This is a genomic window from Novosphingobium sp. BL-S-20 (assembly GCF_055521635.1).
The window spans coordinates 1087366-1113082 of record NZ_CM145494.1 but is presented as its reverse complement, the minus strand read 5'-3'; the positions used below and the strand labels follow the sequence as shown (position 1 = coordinate 1113082).

The window sequence follows — 25717 nt, the reverse complement described above, 5'->3', positions numbered from 1 at the left end:
AGACTATCAGAGGTTTTGTTACATGTCACTTCAGATCGGTCAGCGAAGGAAGCCCGTTCTCAATGCTTGAAGCAATGCTCGCGATGCCAGTTCAAAAAGCTCGGATGTGGTCGATCAGCCATGTGCGCAGGAGGAAGCGCAAACCCCGTGCGATTGATCAGCCCTCGGATCGCCTCGCCGTCATTCGCTTGGCGGCTAACCAGAACCTCAAGGTCATCGGCGAGACTGATGAGGCCCCGATCGAACATCCAATGCACAGTTCCCGACAAAGCGAGGCCATTACTCACGACATCAGGACCACCCTTTTCGACGGGACGGATATGTGCCGCCTCCACCTCGGCCCTGCCACCACCATTGATGAGCTTTAGACCCGTGATTGCACAGCGGGCCTCATAGGCCGTCACGACCCGCCGCCGAAACAGACCATCGCGCACCAGGCGTGAGCCGAGATAGGCGACCCGATCGCGCTCAATCTCGTGAACGAATGGCACGCGCTCCTCACGCACCATTTCAAATTCGGCGCTAGATGCATCCGCTATCGCACCCACGCGCGGCAAGAATTCATCCTCCTCGGCAATGCCAAGGTCAATAATACGATTGAAGTCCCCATCCGAAAGAGGTCGCACCGCCGACTGAGCCCGTCCTGAGATCTTGCCAGCCTCATTCAGGACCCCATGCTCAACGATGCCAAGTGGACCGTTGAAAGGCACCATGTTGACAAAATCTAGATAGGACCCCGGCTCGATCAGCGCCAAATACATGCCAGGCGAGGAAGGGTCGGGCACTACCCGATCCACTTTCGCGACTGCGAAGTACCCTTTCGAAAACCGAATCTTGCTTGGTTCGTAATAGATGACCCAATCGCCGACGCAGGCGCTCACTCGGCTCAGATACTGCGGAGGAAACTGATACCGCTCAGCAGGGCTATCGTCATAAATCGAGTCCGAACGATGGATGAAGACACCTTTGGCCATCAGACGTCGATACCTGGATAAGCTAGGTAGGGAAACTATTAACCCTCTATGGCAGCGCCAAATTCCTAACTAACCCATCACATTGCTCGCAGCCCCATTGTCGCTAGAGCGACGTCAGGGAGAACGGTCAACCTCCTCGATTAGGCACCATCGCCCCTTGCAAACACCTCAGCGAACAAATCGCGGTCCCTAAGTACAGACGTTCGCGCCCCATGTCGGTCACTCAGCCGTCAAAAGCTGATGCCGAGGCGCCGACGGTCAGGTTCAGCCGCTCGCGACCTTTCCCAGTCGTTCAACAGCCAATTTCGCACTCTCAGGTGTGGTCCGTCAGTTCTCCTTCTTGCGGGCATCCAAGACAGGCCTTTTCCTGAACGTCATGCGTTAAGAATGAACGAGAACGACTCACGCGACAGGCGGCGTTCGTGGACGTGACGGGATAATGGCTCGTACCGTCATAAAGGCAGTTTAGCCGCAGAACTCCGATGTCATAAGATTGATATCATTTCCTATTTTCTCTTGCGTCGCTCGATTATCAGATTTCATTTGCGCAGGCGAACTGGTATCGATATCAGTTTAGGTATCGATACCAAAAAGGGTTCGAGGGAGTCGAGGAAGTTCAGGGCGCGCCAAAGCGTCCGAACTGCAGGAGGGGATACATGAAAAACACCGTACGTTTGACGTCCGCGCTTCTCGCAAGTTGCGTTGCCATGCCTGCACTTGCCCAGACCGAGATTGATCCAGCTGAAAACGCGAGCCAAGACATCGTGGTGACCGGCATCCGTGCCAGTCTGCAAAGCGCCGTCCAGATGAAGAAGAACACGATGGAAGTCGTCGACTCCATCACTGCGCAGGACATCGGCAAGCTGCCTGATCCGAACGTTGCGGAGACCCTGACGCGCGTCCCGGGCGTCCAGGCGTATCGGTTCGGCGGCGAGGCGTCATCTCCCGTGGGCAACGGTTCCGGCCTGACCATCCGAGGCCTCACGGGCCAGACCGGATCGCGCGTTGACGGGCGCGCCTACTTCACCGCAGGCAGCCGCGAATTCAATGTCGAGGGCGCGAGCCCAGGCATGGTCGCCGGCCTCGATGTCTTCAAGAATCCATCGGCCGAACATATCGAGGGCGCGATCGGCGGCCTCGTAAATATCCGCACACGCAAACCTTTCGATTTCAAGGGCCTAGCGGTATCCGCAGCAGCAGGCGGGCGCTACAACGATCTGGGCAAGAAGCTTACGCCCGAATACTTCGGAATGGTGTCGAACCGCTGGGACCTTCCGGGCGGCGGCGAGATCGGCGTGCTGCTCGCGGCAAGCTACTCCAAGAGCTTCAATCGCGGCGACAACACGCCAGCAGTCGGCGGCACCCAATTCCGCCGGGCGATCCGCGCGGACAGCGCCGAATACGCAGCCAATGTCGGCACCGGACTGAATCTCAATGGCGCCTATCTGGGCCGCGCGGATGTGACCTATCTGGCTGATGTCAATCCGGCCACCGTCTCGGCCAACGAGCGCCAGAACCTACTGACGTCAGTTGGCGTGCAGACCAACATTGCTCAGGAGGACTATGCGCGCACACGCAAGGGTCTCAATGGCGCCTTGCAATGGCGCCCGAGTCCCGGCCTCGAGTTCTACGTGGAGGGCAATTACAACTCGTACCTCTACCACCAGAACTATCGTTTTCTCAACGCAACCGATAGCCGGTACGCGCAAGATTTGACGACACAGGCATTCACGATCGACGAGATGCTGGCCAACCGCAACGCGAACGGCGGTTCGAACGACCTGCTGTCCGGTCGGCGCATCACCGGAGGCACGTTCCTGAATTCCGGACTGTCGACGACAGGCGGTGACGAACATCGCCGCTACAAAACCTTCGTGATCGCAGGCGGCACGAAGTGGGCAGCGAGCGAGCACCTCGACGTCGATTTCGATTTCTCCTACGTCAAAGCCGACCAGACACAGGACAACCGAGCCGTGACGCTGGCTTCGGCTGCCGGGTTGACCTGGGACATCGCGCGCGATCTCGGGCGTCCGCAACAAGTCGCGATCACCGGTCCCGACCTGTCATCGGCCAATTCCTGGGTGTTCAACAACTACTCAAACGCCACCAATCAGGCTTGGCATGATGACGGCATTTCGGCCGCGCTCGATCTGATCTACAAATTCGACAATTCCTTCCTCAAGGACATCAAGGTCGGCGCGCGCTATGCCACCCAGAAGGACCGCTACCGCAACTACTCGTTCAGCAACCGCAACTTGACCACCAACGGCCTGGCGCTCGCTGCCGATCGCTCAAACGCGATATCAGTGGTCTCGATGGCGGATCTCGTCGCGACATCCCCCACAAATTTCATGAATGGCGAGGCGGGCTACTCGGGCGGCTACCTAACGTTCTCACCCGATGCCCTGCTAGGCGATAACGTGCGCTCGCGTTTCCCCAACGCAGGTATTTTGCCTGAGGACGCGCTGCCCGAGATCTTGCTCAACCGCCGCTACTTTAGCGAGAAGAGCTACGCCGGATACGCTGTTGCATACTTCGGATTATTCGACGACCGGATCAAAGGCAATGCCGGCGTTCGCGTGGTCAAGACCGACACGTTCGTGCGCGCCATGATCGATCCGCTCAATACCGGCAACGTGGTGCCGAGCGAGAGTAACTCGTCGTATACCTATGCGCTGCCCAGCTTCAACCTGACCGGATACGTTACGCCCGATACGCTGGTGCGCTTTGGCTACGGCAAGGGTATCACCCGTCCCGAGTTTTCGGCACTCAATCCCTCGCTGATCATCAACACAGTGAGCGGTGTAGGCACGATCGGCAACCCGGACCTCAAGCCCCAGACGGCCAACAGCTTCGATCTCTCGTTCGAACACTACTTCTCGTCGGTGAACTACGTATCCGCCGCGCTCTTCTACAAAAAAATCGACGGCTTCTTCAGCGGCGTTTCGTCGTGCCAGAGCGTCTCCGGAGCCCCGACCCCGACCACCAATACCAGTTGCTCGGGCGACCAATACTTCATCACCCAGACCATCAATGCGGAGAAGGGAACCGCCAAAGGCATCGAATTGGCGGGCCAGACCTTCTTCGACTACGATTTCCTTCCCGACTTCGCGCACCACTTCGGCGTGCAGGGTTCGTTCACTTATGTCGAGACGAAAAATCCGCTGACGCTCAACAACCAGCGGGTCACGACCATGCAGCCCCTGACGTCAAAGTATTCGTACTCGGTGACCGGTCTTTACGAAGACGAGACGATCTCCGCGCGCCTCGTCTACACCTGGCGTTCAAAGGCAATCCTGTTCGGCCTGGCGGCGAACCCGATCGACGGGCGCTACATCCGAAGCTTCGGACTGCTCGATGCCTCGATCAACTTTAAACTTCCACACAACTTCTCGCTTGCGATCACCGCCTCGAACCTCACCAACGAGGCGGCCGACCGCTTCGTTGGCGAACCCGATCTCGCGACCGGGATCGAACGCCAGCATTTCATGAACGGTCGTAACTTCGGCGCGACGCTGCGCTACAATTTCGGAAGCTGACGCTTCCGGAACGAGAGGGGATTCCTCCCAACGGACCCTCTCAAGCCTGATGGGTCGTCGGCTCCTCCGCCGGCGACCCATTTTTTCATTGCACGTACCTCACCGCGGCAAAGCCGAGATCCGTTCCGCGTAGAGTCCGACATCGATATCCTCGAGCGACAGAGCTCCATCCGGTCCGCCGACATCCACGAGGCTGACATCGCGCACGGTCCTGTACGTATCGTATCCGGCGATGACGGGGCGGTTCACGCGCCCGCTGCGTAACCGGACGCGGCGCATCACAATGTTCTCGATCCCCCGACCCGGAGCCAGACTGTACTTCTGGTTGAAGACCACCCGGAAATTGAACAGTATCCCCTCCTCGATCCGATCGACGCGAATATCGTCGAACACCACATTGCGGACCAGGTTGTTGTCACCGTCGGTGATCGCCAACGCGCCCTGATAGTCGCGATCGTCCTCGTCGTGATCGAGGATATCGATGTTGCGGAATACCAGGTTCTCGATCGTGCGCGGTACATCCTTGCTTCCGTGAAGCCCGATATTCACAGGATGGGCGACGTCCGCCCAGAGCGTGGAGTTCTCCACGAGGTAGTTGCGTGCATCGCCATGATAGTCCCAGCGATCGGCATAGATCGCCACGGCATCGTCGGAGGTGCGCAGGAATGCGCCGTCGATGTGGACATCCGAGCAGGCCATCAGGTCGATGCCATCGGTCCAGCCCCCCGCACTGAAGGTGCGCAGGTTGCGGATTGTCAGCCCGCGCGATTGTCCGCACATCAAGGTATAATGACCTGGATTGATCACGATCGGACCGTCGATCTCGATGGCCTGCGAATGAAGGACGGTTATCCCCTCCTTGCCGCCCTTGAGGATGCCCGGCCCGACGATGCGCACGTTGTGCGCCGCGGCGACATCGACTTGCCCCTTGAGAATCGCACCACCGGCAAGCCGCACGTCGGTATTCGATTCAAACCGGAAACTGTCCTGTCCTCGCGGCGGGACATGGATGCCGGGACCAAATGTCACGACCTTGCGACCATCCTTGGGCCTCATGGCCGTATAGATCGGATTGGCAAAGAGATGGAGGTTATGCAGGCGATCATCGTCAAACTCGACCGACAGGTTGGCAGGGCCCTCCAGCTTCAAATAGGCGATCGCGCCGACGAGCCTGGCCTCTATTCCGCGTGACGCGGGCCGCACGGTGACGTGACGGACCGCGCCGTTGTTCTTCTGGATCGCCACCTCGACCGGGCCGCCGGTGCCGAACGTGACCATCGAGGCGGGCTGCGGCTTGTCGAGATCGACCATGACGCGGTATTCGTACAAGTCGCGCCATTCCCCTCCCGGCTGACGTACTCGCACAGTGAAAGTGTCGTCAAACGAGGTATAGTAGTCGCTGCCCGGCGGCGGCGGGTAGACCTCGAGGCTTCCGGGCGTAATGAGCGGCGCAGCCTGTGCGGAAAGTCCAAAGACTAGCGCGCCGAGCGCGACAACCGCCAGGGGCTTCACTGACCGATCTTCCACCAGTCGTACTGTGCGTATCCGACACTCGTCGCGACCGCGGCCGGCGTGCCGATGGCCGCCTGCGCGAAAAGACCGATCTGAGCCCCGACCCAGCGTCCCTGCCTGGCTTCGAACGTCGATCCGAGCTCTTCGTAACGCATACCGTCAAGACTGTAGGTAAAGCGTACCGCCATGCGCGTATCTCGAAGCATCGAGGGCCAGTAGGGCGCGAAGTCCGGTGGCGGCACATCCACCATGACCGGTTTGGCGCAGGCCCTTAGCCAGACACGATCCTGCTTCAGCACCGGCCCTGCTGTTTCGGTGATGGGTAGGCCAGGGCTCTCGCCGTCCTTGCGCACCTGCACTATCCGAATGCCTTCAGCCCGGTTCTCCAGACCGATCCATGCGAAGTTGAACCCGTGGACCGCCAGTCCGGCCCGCTCGCCGAGCCGCAGGGGCGCAAAGCGCATCAGCGTACTCGCGCAGAACGTCAATCCGGGAGCCTTCTGCGACAGCACCGCCCCGGTCTCATACAGGTCCGCAGATCCCGTCACCGACTTGAGCCTCAGCCATCCGTCCTCCACGCTGGCCCAGTCGCTCCCTGGATTGCTGCCAAACTGCCAGGCGAGAGAGTAGCCTCCCTCGAATTCATCATTGGCGACCGGAGCCGCGACCGGCTGCGTCGGCACGTCGGGTTTGCGATGTACCAGCACCGGTTCGCCCCGTCCGTCACCATCGGTATCGGCGCCGATGACCGGCCAACCGTCCTTCCAGCGCATCGGCTGGAGGTGAACGATTCGCCCGTAGGCATCGCGATCCTGGAAATGGAGGAACCAGTCCTCGCCGCCCGGCGTGTCGACCCACGCGCCCTGGTGCGGCCCGTTGATCGCCGTGCCGCCCTGATCCATCACATTGCGCCCCTCGTATGGTCCGGTAATCCTGCGACTGCGGAAGACGCCCTGCCAGCCGCCCTTGACACTGCCGCTGGGCACGAAAACGTAATACCAGCCATCGCGCTTGTAGAGCTTGGGCCCCTCGGTAGTCTGCCAGGGACGCGGCCCGAGACTTGTCGCAACCTTGGGCATTTGCCCTGCGTCGATGATGATGCGTTCGGGGCCTTCGGTTCTGCTCCCGTTCGCACTCAGCCGCCTGAGTGCGATGAGATTGGCCTTGCCCGCCCTGCTCTTCGCGAAGGCGTATGCGAGCCAGGCGGTGCCGTCATCGTCCCAGAACGGCGCCGGATCGATCGCCCCAGTGGTACCGTCCACCAGTACCGGCTCGCTCCATGGTCCTTTCGGATCGATCGCCGAGACCATGAAGATGCCGCGGTCCGGGTCGGGATAGTAGATCACGAAGCGGCCATCGCGATGGCGGATCGCGGGAGCCCACACTCCTCCCCCGCGCCGGGCGGTGCGATAGTGGTCGTCAGGCGGAATACGGCCGAGGGCATGGCCGATCAGCGTCCAGTTGACGAGGTCGCGCGAGTGTAGGATCGGCAGGCCCGGCACATCCGTGAACGAGGATGACACGAGATAGAAATCGTCACCGACGCGAACGGCATCGGGATCCGAATAGTCGCCCGCCAGCACCGGGTTGCGATAGGTGCCGTCGCCCTGATCGGCGATCCAGCGCCCCTCACCGGCGCTTACTCCGGCGGATGCGCTTGCCGTCAGACATGCGGCCAGGGCCGCAAGCGAAAGCGAGCTCGTACGAAGCATGATCTTCTCCCGGGTCAGGTTGCGGCCTCTTCGGCGAGCAGGAAAGCCCCGACCAATCCGGACGGCTCACTGCACGCAGGCGAGACGATCGTGCGCTCCATGTCCTCGATCGTGCGCAACGCATGGACATAGCCGCCCAGCAATTCGAGCGTGCGCGCCCGGATCAGCGGCAGCAGGCGCTCCTGCTTCATCACCCCGCCGCCGAGCACGATGCGCTCCGGCCCGGCCGTCAGGAACAGCGTAGCACACAGTTGCGCGAGATAGCTCGCCTCGACATCCCAAAATGGATGGTCGTGCGGAACATGGGAAGGCGTGAGATCCCACGCCGCAGCCACGGCCGGCCCCGCCGCAAGGCCTTCGAGGCAATCTCCGTGGAAGGGGCACAGTCCGGCGAAATCACCATGGTCCGGATGACGCCGGACCGGAATGTGCCCGGCCTCGGGATGCCCGATACCATGGACGGTACGGCCCGCACTCACGAGACCCACCCCGATCCCGGTACCAACCGTGACATAGGCGAGATCGCGCAGCCCGCCGCCGATCGCCGCGATCTCCGCGAGGGCGGCGGCGTTGACATCAGTATCCAGTCCGATCGGCACGTCGAGAAACTTGTGCGCGCGAGCGATGATGTCGGTGCCCTCCCAGCCCGGTTTGGGTGTCGCCAGGATGCGGCCGTAGTGCGGCAGGCCCGGGGCTACGCCGACGGGCCCGAAGCTGGCGATGCCCAGACCCGCCAAAGGCTCGAGGTCCGCCGCCGAGCGAAAGAACGCCTCCACATCCGCAAAAGTGGCATCTGGATCGCGCGTCGGGATGGTGGTGGTGCGAAGTGAGCCGCCACCCGAACTGCCTACCGCGCAGACGAACTTGGTGCCCCCCGCTTCGATCGCGCCGAAGATGGTCATGCGATAGTCCTTTCGCAAATGTCTTGATGGCTGCAGGCGCAGCCGGTTCAGTCGATCGGCGCGCCGGTCGAGGCGCGTTCGACCAGTGTCAGCATCTCGCGCACGTGCCGCACTTCTGGCCGTGCGCCGGTGCGTGCCTCGCGCACCTGGTCGCTCAGCAGCGCGACCGCGCGCGACGCCATATCCGAGATCGGCTGGCGTATGGTGGTAAGCTCGGGCCAGATGGTGGCGGCGATCTGCGCGTCGTCGAAGCCGGCAATGCTGAGGTCGCCCGGAATGCGCAGATTGAGACCATGGGCCACCGCGGTCACGGCCGCCGCCATGTCGTCGTTGCTGGCGAAGATAGCGGTCGGCCGATTGGGCTGATCGAGCAGCTTGTGCGCGGCATCGAGCCCCGAGCGGTAGTTGAACAGGCCCGGCGCAATCCATTCGTCGCGGATCGTCAGCGATGCGCCCGCCATGGCCGCGCGGTATCCCTGCTCGCGGCGCTGGGACGGCGAGTGAGCCGGATCGCCCTGGATGAAGCCGATCGCGCGATGCCCCTTGCCGATGAGATAGCGCGTCATGTCGAAAGCGCCCTTGTAGTCGTCGACGATGATCGCCGAGATGCCTTCGCGGGGGATGGCCGTGGCGAAGGCGAGCGGGATCACGTCCGCGCTGGCCGCGAGATCGAGGAGCGCCTGCGAATCGCAAAGCGGCGGCGGCAGAATGACCCCGCCGATGCGCGCCTCGACGAGGCGATGGAGGCTGGCGATGGCTTCCGCCTCGTTCGCGCCCGGCTCGATAAGGAACTGGCAGCCGCTCTCCCCGCTCTGGCGAAACGCGCCCATGAGGAAGGTACCCAGATTCGACGAGGAAGGATTGGAATAGATCGCCCCCACCCGTACCGCGCTCGAAAAGCTGCGGGCGTTGAGATTGGGCGAATACTCAAGTTCTGCGATCGCGGCATTTACCCGCTCGCGCATCGCCTCGCTGACATGCCGCTTGCCGGTCATCACCCGCGACACCGTCATTGATGACACGCCGGCATGGCGCGCCACATCATGGATCGTCACGACAGGGCGATGCGCACTTTTCGCGCCGCTATCCTTGCGCTTCGACTCATTTGTCATCAAATTGCCTCTCCAGGGCCGTCACGGCCGGCGAACACCCGATACGGTGACGCCCTTCCCTTCCTGATATCGATAACCGCTCGTGGCCATGTGTCAAGTTAGGGCCTTGCCAAACCGGAATCGCGGCTGCATACGTGATATCGATAACAGAGGGCAGCGCGTTCGCAAGGTCGAAGCAGCCGCCACACAAAGAACGAGGATGCCGTGCTTGCCAATCGACAGAGAAACTACGCTGTTCTGAGCGCCTTCCTGTTCGCGTTCTTCTTCGCGCAGGCCATGGCGATGTCGTTGCTGTCGATCTGGCTGACCCGCTCGCTGCACTTGAACGGGGCCCAGGCCGGGACGGTTTTTGCGGTCAATTCGATCGGCGCGATGCTGGCCCAGCCTGCCTACGGCTTCCTGTCCGATCGCATGGGCTTTCGCAAAGTGGTGCCGGTCGTGATTGCCTCGCTGGTGATCCTTGCCGGGCCCTTCTTCCTGTATGTCTATGCGCCGCTGCTGCGATGGAGCCTGCCGCTCGGCGCGGCAGCGGGCGGGATCTATCTCGGCTTCACCTTCATGGCTGGCAGCTATGCCCTTGAGAGCTACGTCGACCGTGTCGGCCGGCGCTATGGTTTCGAATACAGCCGCACCAGACTGTGGGGCTCGATCGGCTTCGCGACGGCTGCGGCATTCTCCGGCCGTCTCTACAACCTAGATCCGGCGATCAACTTCTTCCTTGCCAGCCTCGCCGGCCTGGCGCTGTTCCCGTTAATCCGCCTTGCCCGGATCGAACCAGACGAGGCGGCGCAACAGGCCGCCGACCAGTTGAAGCTGCGCGACACGCTCGCCCTATTCGGCCAAGCCCGGTTCTGGCGGTTCATGATCCTGATCCTGGGGGTCACCAACCTCTACCTCGTCTACGACCAGCAGTTCCCGTTCTACTTCTCCTCGCTCTTCCCCACGCCGGAGGAAGGCAACGCGATGTTCGGGTACCTCAATGCGGCGCAGATCTTCGTCGAGGCTGGGGGGATGTTCTTGGCTCCGCTCATTGTGCGCAGGATCGGCGCTACCCGCGGACTTCTGCTGGCGGCAATGATCATGATCATTCGCATCGCCGGATCGGGCTTCGCGATCGGTCCGGTCACGATCTCGATGTGCAAGATGGCGCACGCCGTGGAACTTCCGATCCTGGCCGTCTCGATCTTCCGCTACATCGCCTACCATTTCGAGAGCCGGTTCGCCTCGACGGTCTACATGGTCGGCGTCAGCTTCGGCCATTCGCTTGGCCTCGCCATCCTCTCGCCGCTTGCGGGCACCGGCTACGATCTGTTCGGCTTCCAGCACACCTATTTCCTGATCGCGGGCTTCGCGCTCTTCTTCTGGATCTGGTCGGCGATCTCCCTTGCCCCGACCCCGCCCGAATACACGCCTGTCCCCCTCAAGGACGGACAGGCGTCCGACACCGTCGCGATCGCATCCGCATCGGACGTTCACCGTTATGAGGATGCTCATTGATGAGTGAAGTTACCTTCGAGGCTCTGTCTCACCGCGCGCTCGAACGCCCGGGTCCGGACGTGGTCGACGCCTGGATCGCCGCGGCACTGGCGCGGGTCGATCGCATGCTGCCGCAGTTCGATACCCATTTTCCCGCGCCCTCGAGCGAGAGCGACATCTACGGCCCCATCGACAACGTCGAGTGGACCAACGGCTTCTGGACCGGAATGCTGTGGCTCTCGTGGGAATTCACGGGGGCGGACAAGTATCGCAAGATCGCGGTACAGAACCTCGCCTCGTTCGCCAACCGGATCGACAAGCGCATCAACGTCGACCATCACGACCTCGGCTTCCTGTACACCCTGTCCTCCTGTGCCGGTCATCGCCTGACGGGCGATCGCAACGCGAGGGATGCCGGCGTTGCCGCGGCGGCACAGCTGCTGGCGCGCTTCGACCCGGTGGCGAAGGTCATCCAGGCCTGGGGCGACATGGATGTGCCCGCCGAACGGGGCCGCATGATCATCGACTGCAACCTTAACGTGCCGCTGCTCTACTGGGCGACCCGCGAGACCGGCGATCCTCGCTTCGCGGCCGCGGCCGACCAGCATCTCGAGCAGGCCGCGCGGCTGCTGGTGCGCCCCGATGCCTCGACTTTCCATACCTACTACGTCGACACCGTCACCGGCGAACCACGTCACGGCAGCACGCACCAGGGCTACTCTGACGACAGCAGCTGGGCGCGCGGACAGGCCTGGGGCATCTATGGCTTCGCCCTCGCCTGGCGGCACACCGGCAGGCAGCACTACCTTGACCTCGCGTCGCGGCTGGCGAACCACTTCCTCAACCGTCTTCCCGACGATGGCATCTGCTGCTGGGACCTGATCTTCACCGATAACGAGGGTGTCGACAGGGACAGCTCGGCAGCCGCCATCGCCGCTTGCGGACTGCTGGAGCTGGCCCAGGCACTGCCGCTGTCCGATGCCCTTCGCGAGACCTACGAGGCTTGGGCCGTCGCGATCATGAAGACGCTCTCGGAAGACTATCTCGCGCCTCTCGACGGGTCCAACGCGCTGCTGCTGCACGGCGTCTACCACATGCCAAACAAGGCTGGCGTCGATGAAGCCTGCATCTGGGGCGACTACTTCTATCTCGAGGCCCTGATGCGCCTGCGTCGTCCCTGGTCGCCGTACTGGGCGTAACGCATGGCCTGGCGTAACCGTAAGATCAGACGCTCCCCGAAGTCGCCGCCCGATCGGCTCCGGCGCCGCGCGAGCCCAGCTCGCTGGGCCGCTTGCCTCGGCGCATTGGCGATAGCGGTCTGTGCGACGATGGCGAACTGCGCGACTAGGGCCGATGCGACTGCCTGTCCGCGCGAACCCGACAACGCGCGGCTCATCGTCCTGACGGACATCGGAAACGAGCCGGACGATTCAGAGTCGCTGATCCGGCTACTGCTCTATACCAACGAGATAGACCTCGAGGCGGTTGTCGCGTCGACCTCGGTCTGGCAGCATGAACGGATCCGCCCCGAACTCGTGGATGAGCGGATTGCCGCCTACGCGAAGGTCGCCGGAAACCTGCGCGTCCACGACTGTCGATACCCTGAAGCCAGCACCCTTGCCCGCACTGTCAAGCGGGGAAGCCCCCGCTACGGCCTCGCAGGCGTTGGCCCAGGTAAGGCAACCGACGGCTCGCGCGCCATTATCGCCGCCCTCGACCGCGACGATGCCAGACCGCTCTGGATCGCCCTGTGGGGCGGCGCAGTGGACCTCGCGCAGGCGCTGACGGACATGCGCGACACCCGCTCGCCCGAGGCCGTCCACAAAGCCGTCGCTCGGCTGCGGGTCTACGCGATCTCCGACCAGGACGATGCCGGCCCGTGGATCAGGACGAATTTTCCCGGGCTGTTCTGGGTCGGCAGCATCCACGCCTTCGGCGACTATTCGGCCGCGACCTGGCGCGGGTTCTCGGGCGATCTGTACAGACGGCCCGACATCGTCGCTCCCGCGCTGGGCGGACCCGACGGTCGACTGGTGACGAACGACTGGCTGTCCCGCAATATCCGCAAGGGTCCGCTCGGCACGTTGTATCCGGCTTGGCTCTACGCCATGGAAGGGGACACCCCGTCGTTCATGAATCTCGTGCGCAACGGTCTGTCTTCTCCGGAACACCCCGAATGGGGAGGTTGGGGTGGCCGCTACGGTCGAGTGTCGCCCGAGCAGGGCCTCTTCGCCGATGCCACCGATACCGTCGTGGGCATGGACGGCGTAACCTATCGCAGCGGGCAGGCCACGATCTGGCGGTGGCGCCAGGCCTACCAGAACGACTTCGCAGCGCGCATCGCCTGGACCCTGGCCGGATGCCAATCCTGTGCGAACCATGCGCCTCGAATCGCGCTGAACGGGACGCATTCGCCCTCCCCGCTTACGCTCGCCGTCAGGCCCGGTACAACGGTTACGCTCGATGCCAGCGGTTCGCGGGATCCCGACGGGGACCCGCTCGACTTCGCTTGGTCGAGCTATCCCGAAGCAGGATCGACATTCCCCGAGGCCGCTCCCGAAATTCGCGACAGCCACAAGGCGATCGCGACCGTTACCGTTCCATCCGGCGCCACGAAGCCGATCCACGTCATCCTGCAGGTGACCGATCGTGGATCGCCAGCAATGACCCGGTACCGCCGGGTCATCATCAATCCGGCGAAAGCCGTTGAAAGCATCAGTCAATGACTTTCCATCGCCCCTGTGCACGCAGTGTTGCGAAGGACTGGGAGATCACCGATTTCCGGTCCGCTTTCCATTCCATAGCCGGAGACCGGGTCGGCGAGGGCTGGGTTTCCGATGGCCCCTGCAACATCGCTGCCGAAGGGCCAATGCATGCGCTTGTCGCCCGCACCTCGTCGCAGGTGCGAGGCCAGGCCAGGAATTCGAACAACGTCAGACAATCCGATACCCCAAGGAGGGAAACCAGTGTTCTGCAAGACGTACCACGCCACCCATCCGGACATGATGGAGTGTGTCTCCAACGAGGAACTGCGCGACCGCTACCTGGTCACCGGCATGTTCAAGGCCGGCGAGGTCAACCTCAACTACTCGCACAACGAGCGCTTCATCATCGGCGGCGCAGTTCCGGGCGCGGAGCCGCTCAAGCTGCCGCTGCAGACCGTCCCCAAGAGTGCCGAGGGTAAGTCGTTCTTCGAGCGACGCGAAGCGGGCATCACCAACATCGGCGGCCCAGGCGCGATCACTGTCGACGGCCAGCGTTTCGAGGTGAAGAACAAGGAATGCCTCTACGTGCCGATGGGCAGCGAAGAGGTGATCTTCGAGGGTGAGGGCGCGCGCTTCTACATCGCGTCGGTCCCGGCTCATAAGGCGCTGCCGATCAAGCACATCACGCTCGATCAGGCCAACCCGCTGGCGCGCGGCGACCTCGCCAACTCGAACCAGCGCACGATCTACCAGCTCGTGATCCCCGGCGTGTGCGAGAGCGCGCAGCTCCTGCTCGGCCTGACCGTGCTGGAAGAAGGCTCGGTCTGGAACACCATGCCGCCGCACCTCCACGACCGCCGCTCGGAAATCTACCTGTACTTCGAACTACCGGAAGAGAACGACCGCATCTTCCACTACATGGGCGAGCCCGACCAGATGCGTCACATCGTGATCGCCAACGAAGAGGCGGTCATCAGCCCGCCGTGGTCGATCCACATGGGCTCAGGCACCAAGAAGTATGCGTTCATCTGGGCGATGGGCGGGGAAAACCTCGACTACACCGACATGAACGTGCTGGATATCTGCCAGCTCCAGTAGGAGCGGCTCCGGCACCGAAGGCAATGACGAATAATCAGGGACGCCGCACGCGGGGATCGCGTGACGGCGCCCGCAGTGGCGAGATGGTATCATGGCAATTTCCTTCGACCTGACGGGCAAGGCCGCGCTCGTCACCGGCGCCAACACCGGCATCGGCCAGGCCATCGCCGTCACGCTGGCCGAGGCGGGCGCCGACGTCGCCGTCGCGGGCCGTTCCGAGCCAACCGAGACGCTGGCACTGATCGCCGCGACGGGCCGCAAGGCGGTAAACATCAAGGCCGACTTGTCCAGCATCGAGCCGGTCGGCCGCGTGATCGACGAGGCAGTCGCGAGCCTCGGTAAAGTGGATATCCTCGTCAACAATGCCGGGATCATCCGCCGCGACGACCTGCTCCAGTTCTCCGAAGCGGACTGGGACGCGGTGATGGACACCAATCTCAAGACCCTGTTCTTCCTCAGCCAGGCGGCTGTGAAGGGCATGGTGGAGCGCAGAACCGGCAAGATCGTCAACATTGCCTCGCTGCTGACCTTCCAGGGCGGCATTCGCGTGCCCAGCTATGCGGCGGCGAAGTCGGGCGTCTCCGGCGTCACCAAGGCGATGGCGAACGAATTGGCACCCAAGGGCGTGCAGGTCAACGCGATCGCGCCGGGCTACATCACCACCAACAACACCGCCGCGCTTTCCGCCGACGAGACGCGCAACCGCCAGATTCTCGAACGCATCCCGACCGGACGCTGGGGCAAGCCGGAGGACATCGCGGGCGCCGCCGTGTTCCTCGCTTCCGAGGCATCGGACTACGTGACCGGCCAGGTGCTGGCGGTCGACGGCGGCTGGCTGGCGCGCTGACATGACCAGGAGCACTTCCGGTCATGTCGTCACCTTCGGCGAAGTCCTGCTGCGCTTCGCCACGCCGGGCGCGCGGCTGACCGTCCAGTGCGATGCGCTGGACATGGTCGTCGGCGGGGCCGAGGCCAATGTCGCGGCGGGGCTCGCCTCGCTGGGCCATGACGTGAAGATGCTGACGCGCCTGCCGTCGAGCCCGCTCGGCGACAAGGCGCGCGCGGCCCTCGGCGCGGCCGGTGTCGATACCACGCACATGGATCGCGATGTCGGGCGCATGGGTCTCTATTTCCTCGAGAGCGGAGCGGGCTTGAGGCCCTCGTCGATCACGTACGATCGCGCGGGTTCCGTGTTCGCAACCTCCAAGGCGGACCAGTTCGACTTCGCCTCCGCGCTCGAGGGCGCCCGACTGCTCCACCTGTCGGGCATCACGCCGGCGCTCGGCCCCGGAGGAGTCGCGCTTGCGCAAGCCGCCGTAGCTGCGGCCTCAAGCGCCGGCGTGCCCGTCTGTTTCGACGGCAATTATCGCGCGCTCCTCTGGGATGCATGGGAGAGTGACCCGCGCGCGATCCTCACCGACCTGATGCAGTCGGCCACCGTCATGATCGGCAACCACCGCGACATATCTCTGCTGCTGGGCAAGGCGTTCTCGGTTGCTGGCTCCGACCGGCGGCGCGAGGCGGCGCTGGCTGCTTTCGAGGCGTTCCCGAAGCTGCAACTGATCGCCTCGACGGCGCGGCACGTTGTCAATTCTGGCCACCACCGCATTGCGGCGCGCCTCGATGCGCGCGACGGTGCGCACCAGACGAACGAAGTTCACGTCACCGGCATCCTCGATCGTATCGGCACCGGGGATGCTTTTGCCACTGGTGTGCTGCACAAGTGGCTGCAAGGTGCGGACCTCGCCGAGACGGCGGAGGCCGGGCTGGCTTATACCGTGCTCAAGCATACCATACCCGGCGACATGAGCCTCCTGGGTGTGGATGAACTTGAAGCGTTCTCCGCCGGCGGCGGGGATGTGCGGCGGTAAATTCAAGATCGGCCCGAATTCCGCCCGATAAAGCAAACAGCAAGTTCTGGTATCGATACCCACTTGCAACCATCGACTGATATCGATATCAGATTCGTAACAATCAGACGCCCTTGGGAGAGCGCTCATGAGTTCCTTCACCTTGTCGCGGTACAGCGGCGGCGTTCGTACATCGATCAAGCTGGCGCCGTTACTGGTAACCTCCTGCTTGGCTGTTCCAGCGTTCGCTCAAGACGCTGCAACCGGTGCGAACGCACAAGAGCCAACTTTCGAAGAGATCATCGTGACAGGTGTGCTCAACCGCACTGCCAAGCGGGATGCCGCCGTCGCCATCTCGACAATCGATTCGGACACCGTGCAACGCTCGGCCCCGGTCAGCGCGGCAGACCTTCTGAAGAACGTGCCGGGCGTCTATGTGAACTCATCGATCGGCGAGGCGCGCAACATCGTCTATGCGCGCGGCCTGTCGGTCGGGACGCAGTCTGCGACATCGGGTTATTACTTCGTTGCATTGCTCGACGATGGCCTGCCCGTGATCGGCATCCAGGGTAGCGGCTTCCAGCCTGACAGTTTCTATCGTCAGGACCTTACTCTGAAGCGCGTCGAGGCGCTGCGAGGCGGCAGTGCGACCGTCACAGGGCCGAACGCGCCCGGCGGCCTGTTCAACTACATCTCCAAAAACGCCCTCACGGATCACGACGGCGGCGTGGCTTCGGTTCGCCTCGGTCTCGAGGGCAAGAACCAGCCCTATCAGCGTGCGGACGCCTACTATGGCACTGAATTCGGTGAAAGCGGCGTCTATGGCTCGATTGGCGGGTTCTACCGTCGTTCGTTTGGCGCACGGCCGACCGCCTATCCGTTCAACCGGGGTGGGCAGATCAAGGCATCGTTGGGCTGGAACTACGGCTCCGGCTCACTGGTCCTCTACGGCAAGTATCTCGACGATCACAACGGATCCTACGATTCCGAGCGCATCCCCTCGATCGGCTTCGACGATCCGCAGATCGCGCCCGGCCTATCGCGCTACGACAACTACACACTGGGCCGCAAATCAGCCTTCACCATTCCCGGATCGGGCGTCGTGGGCAGCCAGCGCTTCGATCCGGACAATCTCGACCACACCGTCGCGCGGACCGTGGGCCTCAAGTGGGAACACGACGTCGACGACACGCTCCAGATTAGCAACCATTTCCGGTTCAACGACAACCGCCTGAAGCTCAACCAGAACGGCGTCGGAACCTACGGCCTGGACAACCAGAACCTGTGGAACAACCTGGGCTTCAGCGCAGCAGGGCTCAGCCGCGTTCCGGGAACGATCACGGTGACCGGCAGCAACGGCCAGTTGCTCGCCCGCGTGGCCAGCGCCGCCACCGGCTACACGGTGCTGACCAACAACCTGCCCAACCAGCAGGTTCTGGCCAATGGCGTCATTTCGGGGACCGGCACCTCGACCGATTTCGACGAGCAGTCGTTCATCGACCAGTTGACGATCTCCAAGCGTATCGGCCGGCTGACCGTGACCGCCGGCGGATACCTCTCGCGCTCGAAGTTCGTGCGCGAGCTGCTCCCGCCCGGCGGCTACATCGCCCCGATCGAATCGGACATGGAAGCCGCGCAGGTCACCTTCACCGATGCCGCGACCGGCAATGTCTATCAGATGACCAACCCCGCCGGGTTCGGTTCGATCGGCACCGCACCGGTCCGCAATACCGTAAAAAATCGCTCGACCTCACTGTTCGGCGGCCTCAACTGGAAGGCGACCGACAAGCTCACGCTCGATGCCGGCATCCGTTACGAGCGCTTTGGTTACAAGGGCACGAACCTGCTCGCCTCGGCGAACCCGCTGGCGCGTGACCGCACCTACGGCGGCGTCGATGGCGATCCGCTGACGATCTACGACAATCTCGTGGGCGTGCTGAACCGCGAAGTGCCTTTCGACAAGAAACTGGATTTCGTGAACTACACGGCGGCAGCGAACTATCGCTTCTCCGATCGCTTCTCGGCCTACGTCCGCTACGCACGTGGCAAGAAGAACGGCGACGGCCTTTGGGGTGGCTACGATACGGTGTTCAAGGCCGAAAACCAGCCGATCACCCCTCCCCTAATTACGCAGTACGAAGCAGGGTTCAGCTATGCGAGCCCAGCTGTCCGGTTGACGCTGACGCCCTTTTTCACCCTCCTCGACAAGGTGAACGTTGTCGGCCAGGGCACCGACCTTGACGGCACGACCTACGTCACCACACCCGCCTTCAACAAGACGCGGGTCTACGGGATCGAGATCGAGGGCGATATCCGGGTGACGCAGCAGTTGCGCCTGACGGCTGCCGTGACGCTCCAGAAGGGCAAGGCGCTCGAATGGTACAACTGGAACATGGGGCAGACGGGCCGGGCGGACGACCAACTCGAAGCGTATCCCGACAGCAAGCTTGAGAACCTTGCGAAGATGCAGGGTCGCATTGGCCTGGAGTATGCAACCGGCCCATTCACGGCCCTCGTCAACTTCACCTATCTTGGCTCCCGGCCGTCCAGCTTCACCGGGCTGACGACATTCCCGACCCAGACCCAGACCGACCTCTCGCTGTCTTACGATGTGACGCCCGACTTCCGTCTCGGCTTCAACGTCAACAACGTGTTCAACGACATCGGCATCTTCTCGATCCAGAACCCGAACCTGCCGATTTCCGGGCTGACACAAGCACAGATCATCAGCATGTATCCCAATGCCACCACTGGCATCCTGACCACCCAGCCACGCTCGTTCTTCCTGACCGGAACGGCCAACTTCTGATGTCGTCGCATCTGTTAGGAGCCCCGCCGATGCGCAAATACGCCATTCTGCGCCGTCGTGTCGGCATGAGTCTTGCCGTCGTAGCCCTGTCTTGCACGCTGACCCCAGTCGTAAGCGCGGCGGAAGACGCGCTGCAGGTATATTCGGTGCCGAAGGGGCTGCTGTACTCGGCACACAACGACGACTTCACGGTTCGGGTGCGCAAGCCGGGCGGACCGTGGCAGGACCTCTACGAGTACCGTGTTCAGGTCGACACCGACACCAAGCAAAACGCTTCGATGGTGTATTTCGATTTTCAAGGCACCGTTGAAATCGAAGTGCAGAAGAACAATGGCCGCTTCGATACGGTCTCCGTCGCTCCATTGGCGAGCGCGGTGAAGCCGGAACGCCAGGGAAGCATCGTACACATGACGCTGACGCGTCCGGAGAGCTTCTCGCTCCAGTTCAATGACGACCGACTCCGCAACCTGCACATCCTGGCAGGGGCCATGCCCGCGGCCGCGCCGAAGGGGCCGAACGTGCGCGTTTTCGAGCCCGGGCTCCATCTCCCGCCCGAGGGCAGCGACGTGTTCCCGGTCAAGTCTGGCGAGCGCATCTATCTTGCAGGCGGGGCCGTCCTGAAAGGCTCCTTCGCACTCGAGGGCGTGAAGGACGTCAGCATATCGGGACGCGGGATGCTCTGGGATCCCGGGCGGGGGATCGACCTCGATAAAGCGCAGAACGTCGCGGTCTCCGACCTCATCCTAATCAACAGCGATCGCAAGGACGCCGCACGGGTCATCAACATCCGCAATTCCAGCAATGTCGCGCTGCGCAACGTCACCGGCTTCACCTCGGGCAAATGGTCGGACGGGATCAACATCTCCACCTCGCGACACGTCTCCGTCGATGGCGGCTATCTACGCGTGTCGGACGACGCCGTGGTGATATATGCCGTCGCCGACTGTCCGCTGTGCCGCCAGCGAGCGGAACAGACCGGTATTCCAGATATCAACCCGCCGGGGGACACATTCGACATTTCAGTTCGCAATCTGCGCATCTGGAACGATGTGGCTCACGCGCTTTATATTGGCCATTTTGGCGACAATGCCCACCCGCGCACAATCCGTGACGTGACCTTCGACAACATCGACATCGCCAATCTCGACGAGGACGATCCCGACTGGGAAGGGGCGATCGCCGCCTACTCGGGCGACAGCACGCTCATCCGCAACATCACCTTCAGCAACATCCGCATCGACAGGATCGAGGAAGGCAAACTCATAAACATCGTCGCCGGTAACAACGCCCGCTACAACAAGGCGCCAGGACGCGGAATTGACGGAGTGACCATACGCAACGTCACGTTCTCCGGCGAGGGCATGCCGAGCCAGTCGATCATATCGGGTCTTTCGGCCAAGACCGCCGTTCGCAACGTCACGATCGAAAACCTCAACATCGCCGGCCAACGCGTCGACACGCCGCAGGGGGCGGATTTGCTGGTCGGCAAGCACGTCGAGAACCTACAACTCCGCTGATACCAGTACGCCCCCGGGAGAGAGCACAAGCATGAAGACCAATCGCCGCACCGTCCTGGCAAGCCTTGGCGCTGCCGCTACTGGGATGGCCGCGACCATCCCTGCGGCGCGTGCCGACGCTCCGGCTGTGGATCAGCGCCTGACTATTTCATCCCCCGATGGACGCACCACGCTGGAACTGTTGATTCCGACATCGCGCGGCGAGCACCCGCGCTGGGCCGCCCGGCACGGCAATTCCGTCATGCTGGAGCCCTCGCGCTTGGCGCTCGTGCTTGCCGATGGCAAGCGCCTCGGGCCGGACGCGAGGTTCCTGGGCTCGGACATCATTGCTATCGATGGCACGTGGGATCCGCCGTACGGGATTGCCGCGCGCTATGACGGCAGGGCGAGCCAGTTGGAAGCCAGGTTCGAGGACCGCCGGACACGCATCCGTTTCGCAATCCGCCTGCTCGCGCACGACGACGGGATCGCTTGTCGCTTCGTCCTGATGTCCGCGCCTGGGCAGTCCATAACGCTGGGGGGGGAGCAGGTCGAATTCCGCATGCCAACCGGAACTCGCGTCTGGACCAGTCGCGACGAAGGCGAGTATGCCGTGTCCTTGCCGGGCCGCATAGCGCCTGTGCCTCATCCCGAATTGACCGCCAGCACCGACAAGGGCGCGCTGGCCGACACGCCGGCGCTGGCCCAGACTTCTGCAGGCCTTGCCATGCTACTCTGCGAATCCGACCGGTTGCACTACCCGCGGATGATGTTGGCACCGGGTGAGGATGAGCAGACTATGGTCAGCCGCCTTATGCACTTCCCGGGCCGCGCCACCGGCTATTCGGGGCCCGGCGACACCCACGCCGCACCCGTGTTCGCTGTTGAAGCGCCTTTCACGACTCCATGGCGAGTCATCATGGTCGGCGAGCATCCTGCGCTACTGATTGACAAGGCAGGGTTCATTCCCACGCTTGCCACGCCGGACAGGCTCGGCTCCGACGACTGGATCCGCCCGGGCCGCGCCTTCCGAATCCGCAAGCCCTATTCGAACGCAGGCGCCATGGAAGGCATCGCCTTCGCCCACGAACGCAAGCTCGACTACATCGAGTTCGACGCACACTGGTACGGCGACGGCACCGACCCCAGCGATGCCACCCGTCCCATCGACGGCCTCGACATGGAAGTCATCGTCGCCGCCGCGCGCCAGAACGGTATCGGCACCATCGTCTACGTCGACCGCGTGCCTGCGATGCGCCAGCTCGATGCGATCGTCGCCACTTACCGCAAGTGGGGCATCGCCGGGATCAAGTTCGGCTTCATCTGGGAAGGACGGCAGGAGGATGTGGACTGGATTTACAACCTCGTGAAGACCTGCGGCGACAATCAGTTGCTGGTGAACCTGCACGACAACCTGCGTCCCGCCGGACTGGAGCGCACCCTGCCCAACTACGTCGCTCTCGAAGGGGTGCGCGGCAACGAACAGTTCCCCACCGCGCGGCACAACGTCACCCTGCCCTTCACTCGCGCGCTGTCGGGTCCGATCGACTACACGATCTGCTACGATCATTACATGAACAAGACGACCAACGCGCACCAACTGGCTATGGCGGCAGTCTATTACAATCCCCTCACGTTCCTTTACTGGTACGATGCTCCGGGCAAGTACCGCACCGGAAGCTGGCCCGCGCTGCACTGGTTCGATGAATGCCCCACCACTTGGGACGAGACCTGCCCGATCGCCGGCGAGCCCGGGGAGTACGTGGCGGTCGCCCGGCGGAGCGGGGATCGCTGGTTTCTGGGCGCGATGACCAATGAACAGGAACGCACGATCCAGATTTCCCTCGACTTCCTAGGCGAAGGGCGATGGCAGGCGATGATCTTTGCCGACGGCGCCCGGGCGCAGGAACCCCGACTCACCCAAGTGGACATCTCCCGGCGTGATGTGAATGCCGCGGCCATTCTGAAGGTCGCAATGCAGCCAAGCGGCGGCCAGGCAATCCTTTTCGAGCGCATGACCTGACACAAAACACACAGCAACTGGTCCAGGCGCTACGGCTTGGACGGGGAATGGATGAGATGATGCGAAGCGCTCTGGCCACCCTGGCCGTGATACTGGCAACCGTGCCTGCGATGGCTCAAGGACAGGCCGAAACATCCCCTGCCACCCTGGCGTTCAATCCTGGCAACATCGCGCGGGTGAAGCAACTCGTCGCCAACGACCCCGAAGCCCGCGCGCGCTGGGATGTGCTGCGCAAGGCGGCGGACAAGGCGCTGTCCTCGCCGCCGCGCGGCGATCGCGAGATCGACAGTGCGCTGGAAGCTCTCGCACTAGCATTCCGTGTCACGGGTCAGGTAAAGTACGCGCAAGGAGCCAAGACCCTCCTGCTGCAGCGCGCGGCCAAAAAGGACTGGCTGACCGACGCCCCCCTCGCCCGCCGCGATCCGCCGTGGAAATCCGACCTCGGGATGGGTTATGCCGCCGCGAGCACCGGCATTGCCTATGACGCCGTTCGAGACACGCTTTCGCAGGCCGACCGCCAGACCATCGTCCAGGGAATCATCCGAGGCGCCATACTCCCGATCATGGACGACTGGGTCGATGGTGCAAAGCGTATCCATGCGCTCGATACGATGGGGCATAACTGGTGGGCACACATCGTCTTCGGCGCCGGAGTGGCGGCGCTCGCCGTGCGCGAGGATGATCCTCGCGGCCTCGAATGGGCCCGCCGCATAGACGAGGCGAGCGTGGAATGGTTCGAGTTCCCAGGCACCCGCATCGGCACCAAACCCCCCACTTTCGGTAGTGACGGCGCCTACTCGGAAACTGTCTCCTATGCCGAACTGGCATTGCACAGCTTGATGCTTTTCCGCCGTTCGTGGAACGAGGCGATGGGCAGCCCGCCCTCCTCCATCAGGGGACTCGACAAGGTCGCGGGATATTTTCTCGCCACCAGCTATCCTCGCAGCGAGGGGTGGGTGTCGCTCAATTTCGGTGACAGTCGCCCGCCAAGTTGTGGTTGCCACACGCTGGCCGACCTGTGGGCGCTTGGCGAACACAATCCTGAGTACCTGAAGTACATCGCCGGCTTCTCCGGCGTATCTGCGAAGGATGCCTGGAGGGATGCCACCAACCTCCCCTATTTCCCTGACGCCCGGGCCCGCGCTTCCGCGTCGTCGCCTATCGCCACATCGCGCACTTACGTATCTCGGGATCAGGGCCTGCTAACGATGCGAAGTGATTGGTCTCCCGATTCCACGCTCCTCGGGGTCAAATCCGGGTTTACCTGGAACCACAATCACGCCGATGCAGGCAGCTTCATCCTATACCACAAGGGTCGCACGCTCATCGCGGATTCCGGCCATTCAGGCTATTCGACGCCGGAATACGATGCCTACTACCGGCAGAGCGAGGCCCATAACGTTGTCACCATCGACGGGCACGCGGAGCCCGCCAGCGACCTGTACGACGGTTCGGCTTCAATGGGCACGATCGACCACGTTCTCGATACGCCCAACATTCGCTACGCCTGGGCGGATGCCACCGGACCGACGAGCCGATACTTCCAGCGCAATTACCGCAACATCCTCTGGATCGGGGACACGATCATTCTCTTCGACGACGTCCGCAGCCGCGATCCCGGCCAATTCGAGTGGCTGCTCCATCACGGCGGAACCGCGACGCGAAAAGGCAGGACCGTCGAAATTCGCGACGGGGACGCCGAAGTTGACGTCATTCCGCTATTCCCCACGACTCTGCCGGATGGCGGCTTACCGACCGACTATCCTTATGCACTGCGTCTCATCAGCCATGAGGGCCTCGCCGACGAGGACCCGAAAATAAAACAAGCCTACCTCGGCTTCCAGCCCGTCGGGAAAAGCGATCGCGAAAAGTTCCTGGTTGCCCTGCAGCCCCGCATCGACGGTAAGTCTGCATCACGGGTCGAACGCCTTGTAGGCATGGACTGGATCGGCGTCCGCATCACCGGCACCGATCGAATCACAGAGGTCTATTTCAACCTTCTGGCGGACGGACGGCTTCGCCATCGAAACGCCAATACCACGATAGCCGGCCTCGACACCGACGCTTATGTCCTGGCTGTCAGCCGCCCCGCGCGCCGTGAAGCAAACAGGAACCCTGACGAGATCACGGTTGTGGACGCCAGCTATGTCCGCCGCTCGGGCGCTGTCCTTTTTGACTCACTAGCGAAGGTCACCGCCCATCTCGAGATGGGATCCAGCACACAGGTTCAATTCAGCGGCACCCACGGGACCGTGCGCATCGCCTGCTCCGCGCCCGTGCAAGTGGCAGGCACAGAGCGGTCGGCCGCGTGCTCCAATGGCCAAGCCGTACTGCCGAGAACGAACTGATAGCCCCCACTCGAGCAACGGCGAGCAACCCTTCCGTAGTCGACCCTTGTCGGTCATTCAGCACCCATTTTTACGCTCTCAGGTACGGACCGGCAGTTTTCTCATTCGGGATGCCTTGGACTGGCCGGAAGGCGTCTGTCCGATTCGGAACCAAGTCGAGG

General features: G+C 62.7%; 16 protein-coding genes. 11 read left to right on the top strand and 5 right to left on the bottom strand.

Features of this window, described 5'->3' with window-relative positions; all coding sequences use genetic code 11:
• Positions 1–59 precede the first annotated feature (59 nt).
• Positions 60–974, bottom strand: coding sequence for an HNH endonuclease (locus tag ACZ1II_RS13150; RefSeq protein ID WP_465146833.1), 915 nt, complete (start codon positions 972–974; stop codon positions 60–62).
• Between the two features lie 656 nt (positions 975–1630).
• On the opposite strand from ACZ1II_RS13150, the gene ACZ1II_RS13145 reads away from it, so the two are divergent.
• The gene (locus tag ACZ1II_RS13145; RefSeq protein ID WP_465146832.1) at positions 1631–4513 is read left to right on the top strand and encodes a TonB-dependent receptor; all 2883 of its coding nucleotides are present in this window, start codon (positions 1631–1633) and stop codon (positions 4511–4513) included.
• A gap of 99 nt (positions 4514–4612) precedes the next feature.
• On the opposite strand, the gene ACZ1II_RS13140 is transcribed toward ACZ1II_RS13145, so the two are convergent.
• The 4 genes from ACZ1II_RS13140 to ACZ1II_RS13125 are packed head-to-tail and all read right to left on the bottom strand — an operon-like array spanning position 4613 to position 9751.
• Positions 4613–6025: a glycosyl hydrolase family 28 protein gene (locus ACZ1II_RS13140; RefSeq protein WP_465146831.1), complete on the bottom strand. Its 1413-nt coding sequence runs from the start codon at positions 6023–6025 to the stop codon at positions 4613–4615.
• Complete coding sequence (locus ACZ1II_RS13135; RefSeq protein WP_465146830.1) at positions 6022–7737, bottom strand: glycoside hydrolase family 43 protein; 1716 nt, start codon at positions 7735–7737, stop codon at positions 6022–6024. Before ACZ1II_RS13135 ends, ACZ1II_RS13140 begins: the two co-directional genes overlap by 4 nt.
• 14 nt (positions 7738–7751) lie before the next feature.
• On the bottom strand, positions 7752–8639 hold the full coding sequence (locus tag ACZ1II_RS13130; protein ID WP_465146829.1) for an ROK family protein: 888 nt from the start codon (positions 8637–8639) through the stop codon (positions 7752–7754).
• Between the two features lie 47 nt (positions 8640–8686).
• Positions 8687–9751 carry a LacI family DNA-binding transcriptional regulator gene (locus tag ACZ1II_RS13125; protein WP_147221905.1) on the bottom strand — a complete coding sequence of 355 codons (1065 nt, stop codon included), beginning with the start codon at positions 9749–9751 and terminating at the stop codon, positions 8687–8689.
• Between the two features lie 204 nt (positions 9752–9955).
• Here ACZ1II_RS13125 and ACZ1II_RS13120 point away from each other — a divergent pair, with 204 nt between their 5' ends.
• From ACZ1II_RS13120 to ACZ1II_RS13075, 10 genes are all read left to right on the top strand, one after another.
• Positions 9956–11248 (top strand): oligosaccharide MFS transporter, encoded by a 1293-nt coding sequence (locus ACZ1II_RS13120; RefSeq protein WP_465146828.1) that lies wholly within the window; start codon positions 9956–9958, stop codon positions 11246–11248.
• Positions 11248–12426 carry a glycoside hydrolase family 88 protein gene (locus tag ACZ1II_RS13115; protein WP_334185483.1) on the top strand — a complete coding sequence of 393 codons (1179 nt, stop codon included), beginning with the start codon at positions 11248–11250 and terminating at the stop codon, positions 12424–12426. Before ACZ1II_RS13120 ends, ACZ1II_RS13115 begins: the two co-directional genes overlap by 1 nt.
• Before the next feature lie 129 nt (positions 12427–12555).
• The gene (locus ACZ1II_RS13110; RefSeq protein ID WP_334185482.1) at positions 12556–13953 is read left to right on the top strand and encodes a DUF1593 domain-containing protein; all 1398 of its coding nucleotides are present in this window, start codon (positions 12556–12558) and stop codon (positions 13951–13953) included.
• A 240-nt stretch (positions 13954–14193) separates the two neighbouring features.
• Complete coding sequence (kduI, locus tag ACZ1II_RS13105; RefSeq protein ID WP_334185481.1) at positions 14194–15030, top strand: 5-dehydro-4-deoxy-D-glucuronate isomerase; 837 nt, start codon at positions 14194–14196, stop codon at positions 15028–15030.
• Positions 15031–15121: 91 nt separating this feature from the next.
• Positions 15122–15877 (top strand): 2-dehydro-3-deoxy-D-gluconate 5-dehydrogenase KduD, encoded by a 756-nt coding sequence (gene kduD, locus ACZ1II_RS13100; protein WP_465146827.1) that lies wholly within the window; start codon positions 15122–15124, stop codon positions 15875–15877.
• 1 nt (position 15878) lies between these two features.
• The gene (locus tag ACZ1II_RS13095; protein ID WP_465146826.1) at positions 15879–16901 is read left to right on the top strand and encodes a sugar kinase; all 1023 of its coding nucleotides are present in this window, start codon (positions 15879–15881) and stop codon (positions 16899–16901) included.
• Between the two features lie 283 nt (positions 16902–17184).
• Positions 17185–19689, top strand: coding sequence for a TonB-dependent receptor (locus tag ACZ1II_RS13090; protein WP_465146825.1), 2505 nt, complete (start codon positions 17185–17187; stop codon positions 19687–19689).
• 29 nt (positions 19690–19718) lie between these two features.
• On the top strand, positions 19719–21206 hold the full coding sequence (locus ACZ1II_RS13085) for a glycosyl hydrolase family 28 protein (protein ID WP_465146824.1): 1488 nt from the start codon (positions 19719–19721) through the stop codon (positions 21204–21206).
• 31 nt (positions 21207–21237) lie between these two features.
• On the top strand, positions 21238–23208 hold the full coding sequence (locus ACZ1II_RS13080) for a glycoside hydrolase family 97 protein (RefSeq protein WP_465146823.1): 1971 nt from the start codon (positions 21238–21240) through the stop codon (positions 23206–23208).
• A gap of 47 nt (positions 23209–23255) precedes the next feature.
• Positions 23256–25556 (top strand): heparinase II/III domain-containing protein, encoded by a 2301-nt coding sequence (locus tag ACZ1II_RS13075; RefSeq protein ID WP_465146822.1) that lies wholly within the window; start codon positions 23256–23258, stop codon positions 25554–25556.
• Positions 25557–25717 lie beyond the last annotated feature (161 nt).

What these genes read in the sequence shown, in the direction of transcription:
- ACZ1II_RS13085 (WP_465146824.1), top strand. Translation starts at nt 19,719, where the DNA reads ATGCGCAAATACGCCATTCTGCGCCGTCGTGTCGGCATGAGTCTTGCC.
- kduD (WP_465146827.1), top strand. Translation starts at nt 15,122, where the DNA reads ATGGCAATTTCCTTCGACCTGACGGGCAAGGCCGCGCTCGTCACCGGC.
- ACZ1II_RS13095 (WP_465146826.1), top strand. Translation starts at nt 15,879, where the DNA reads ATGACCAGGAGCACTTCCGGTCATGTCGTCACCTTCGGCGAAGTCCTG.
- ACZ1II_RS13080 (WP_465146823.1), top strand. Translation starts at nt 21,238, where the DNA reads ATGAAGACCAATCGCCGCACCGTCCTGGCAAGCCTTGGCGCTGCCGCT.
- ACZ1II_RS13110 (WP_334185482.1), top strand. Translation starts at nt 12,556, where the DNA reads ATGGCGAACTGCGCGACTAGGGCCGATGCGACTGCCTGTCCGCGCGAA.
- ACZ1II_RS13135 (WP_465146830.1), bottom strand. Translation starts at nt 7,737, where the DNA reads ATGCTTCGTACGAGCTCGCTTTCGCTTGCGGCCCTGGCCGCATGTCTG.
- ACZ1II_RS13075 (WP_465146822.1), top strand. Translation starts at nt 23,256, where the DNA reads ATGGATGAGATGATGCGAAGCGCTCTGGCCACCCTGGCCGTGATACTG.
- ACZ1II_RS13150 (WP_465146833.1), bottom strand. Translation starts at nt 974, where the DNA reads ATGGCCAAAGGTGTCTTCATCCATCGTTCGGACTCGATTTATGACGAT.
- ACZ1II_RS13145 (WP_465146832.1), top strand. Translation starts at nt 1,631, where the DNA reads ATGAAAAACACCGTACGTTTGACGTCCGCGCTTCTCGCAAGTTGCGTT.
- ACZ1II_RS13125 (WP_147221905.1), bottom strand. Translation starts at nt 9,751, where the DNA reads ATGACAAATGAGTCGAAGCGCAAGGATAGCGGCGCGAAAAGTGCGCAT.
- ACZ1II_RS13130 (WP_465146829.1), bottom strand. Translation starts at nt 8,639, where the DNA reads ATGACCATCTTCGGCGCGATCGAAGCGGGGGGCACCAAGTTCGTCTGC.
- ACZ1II_RS13115 (WP_334185483.1), top strand. Translation starts at nt 11,248, where the DNA reads ATGAGTGAAGTTACCTTCGAGGCTCTGTCTCACCGCGCGCTCGAACGC.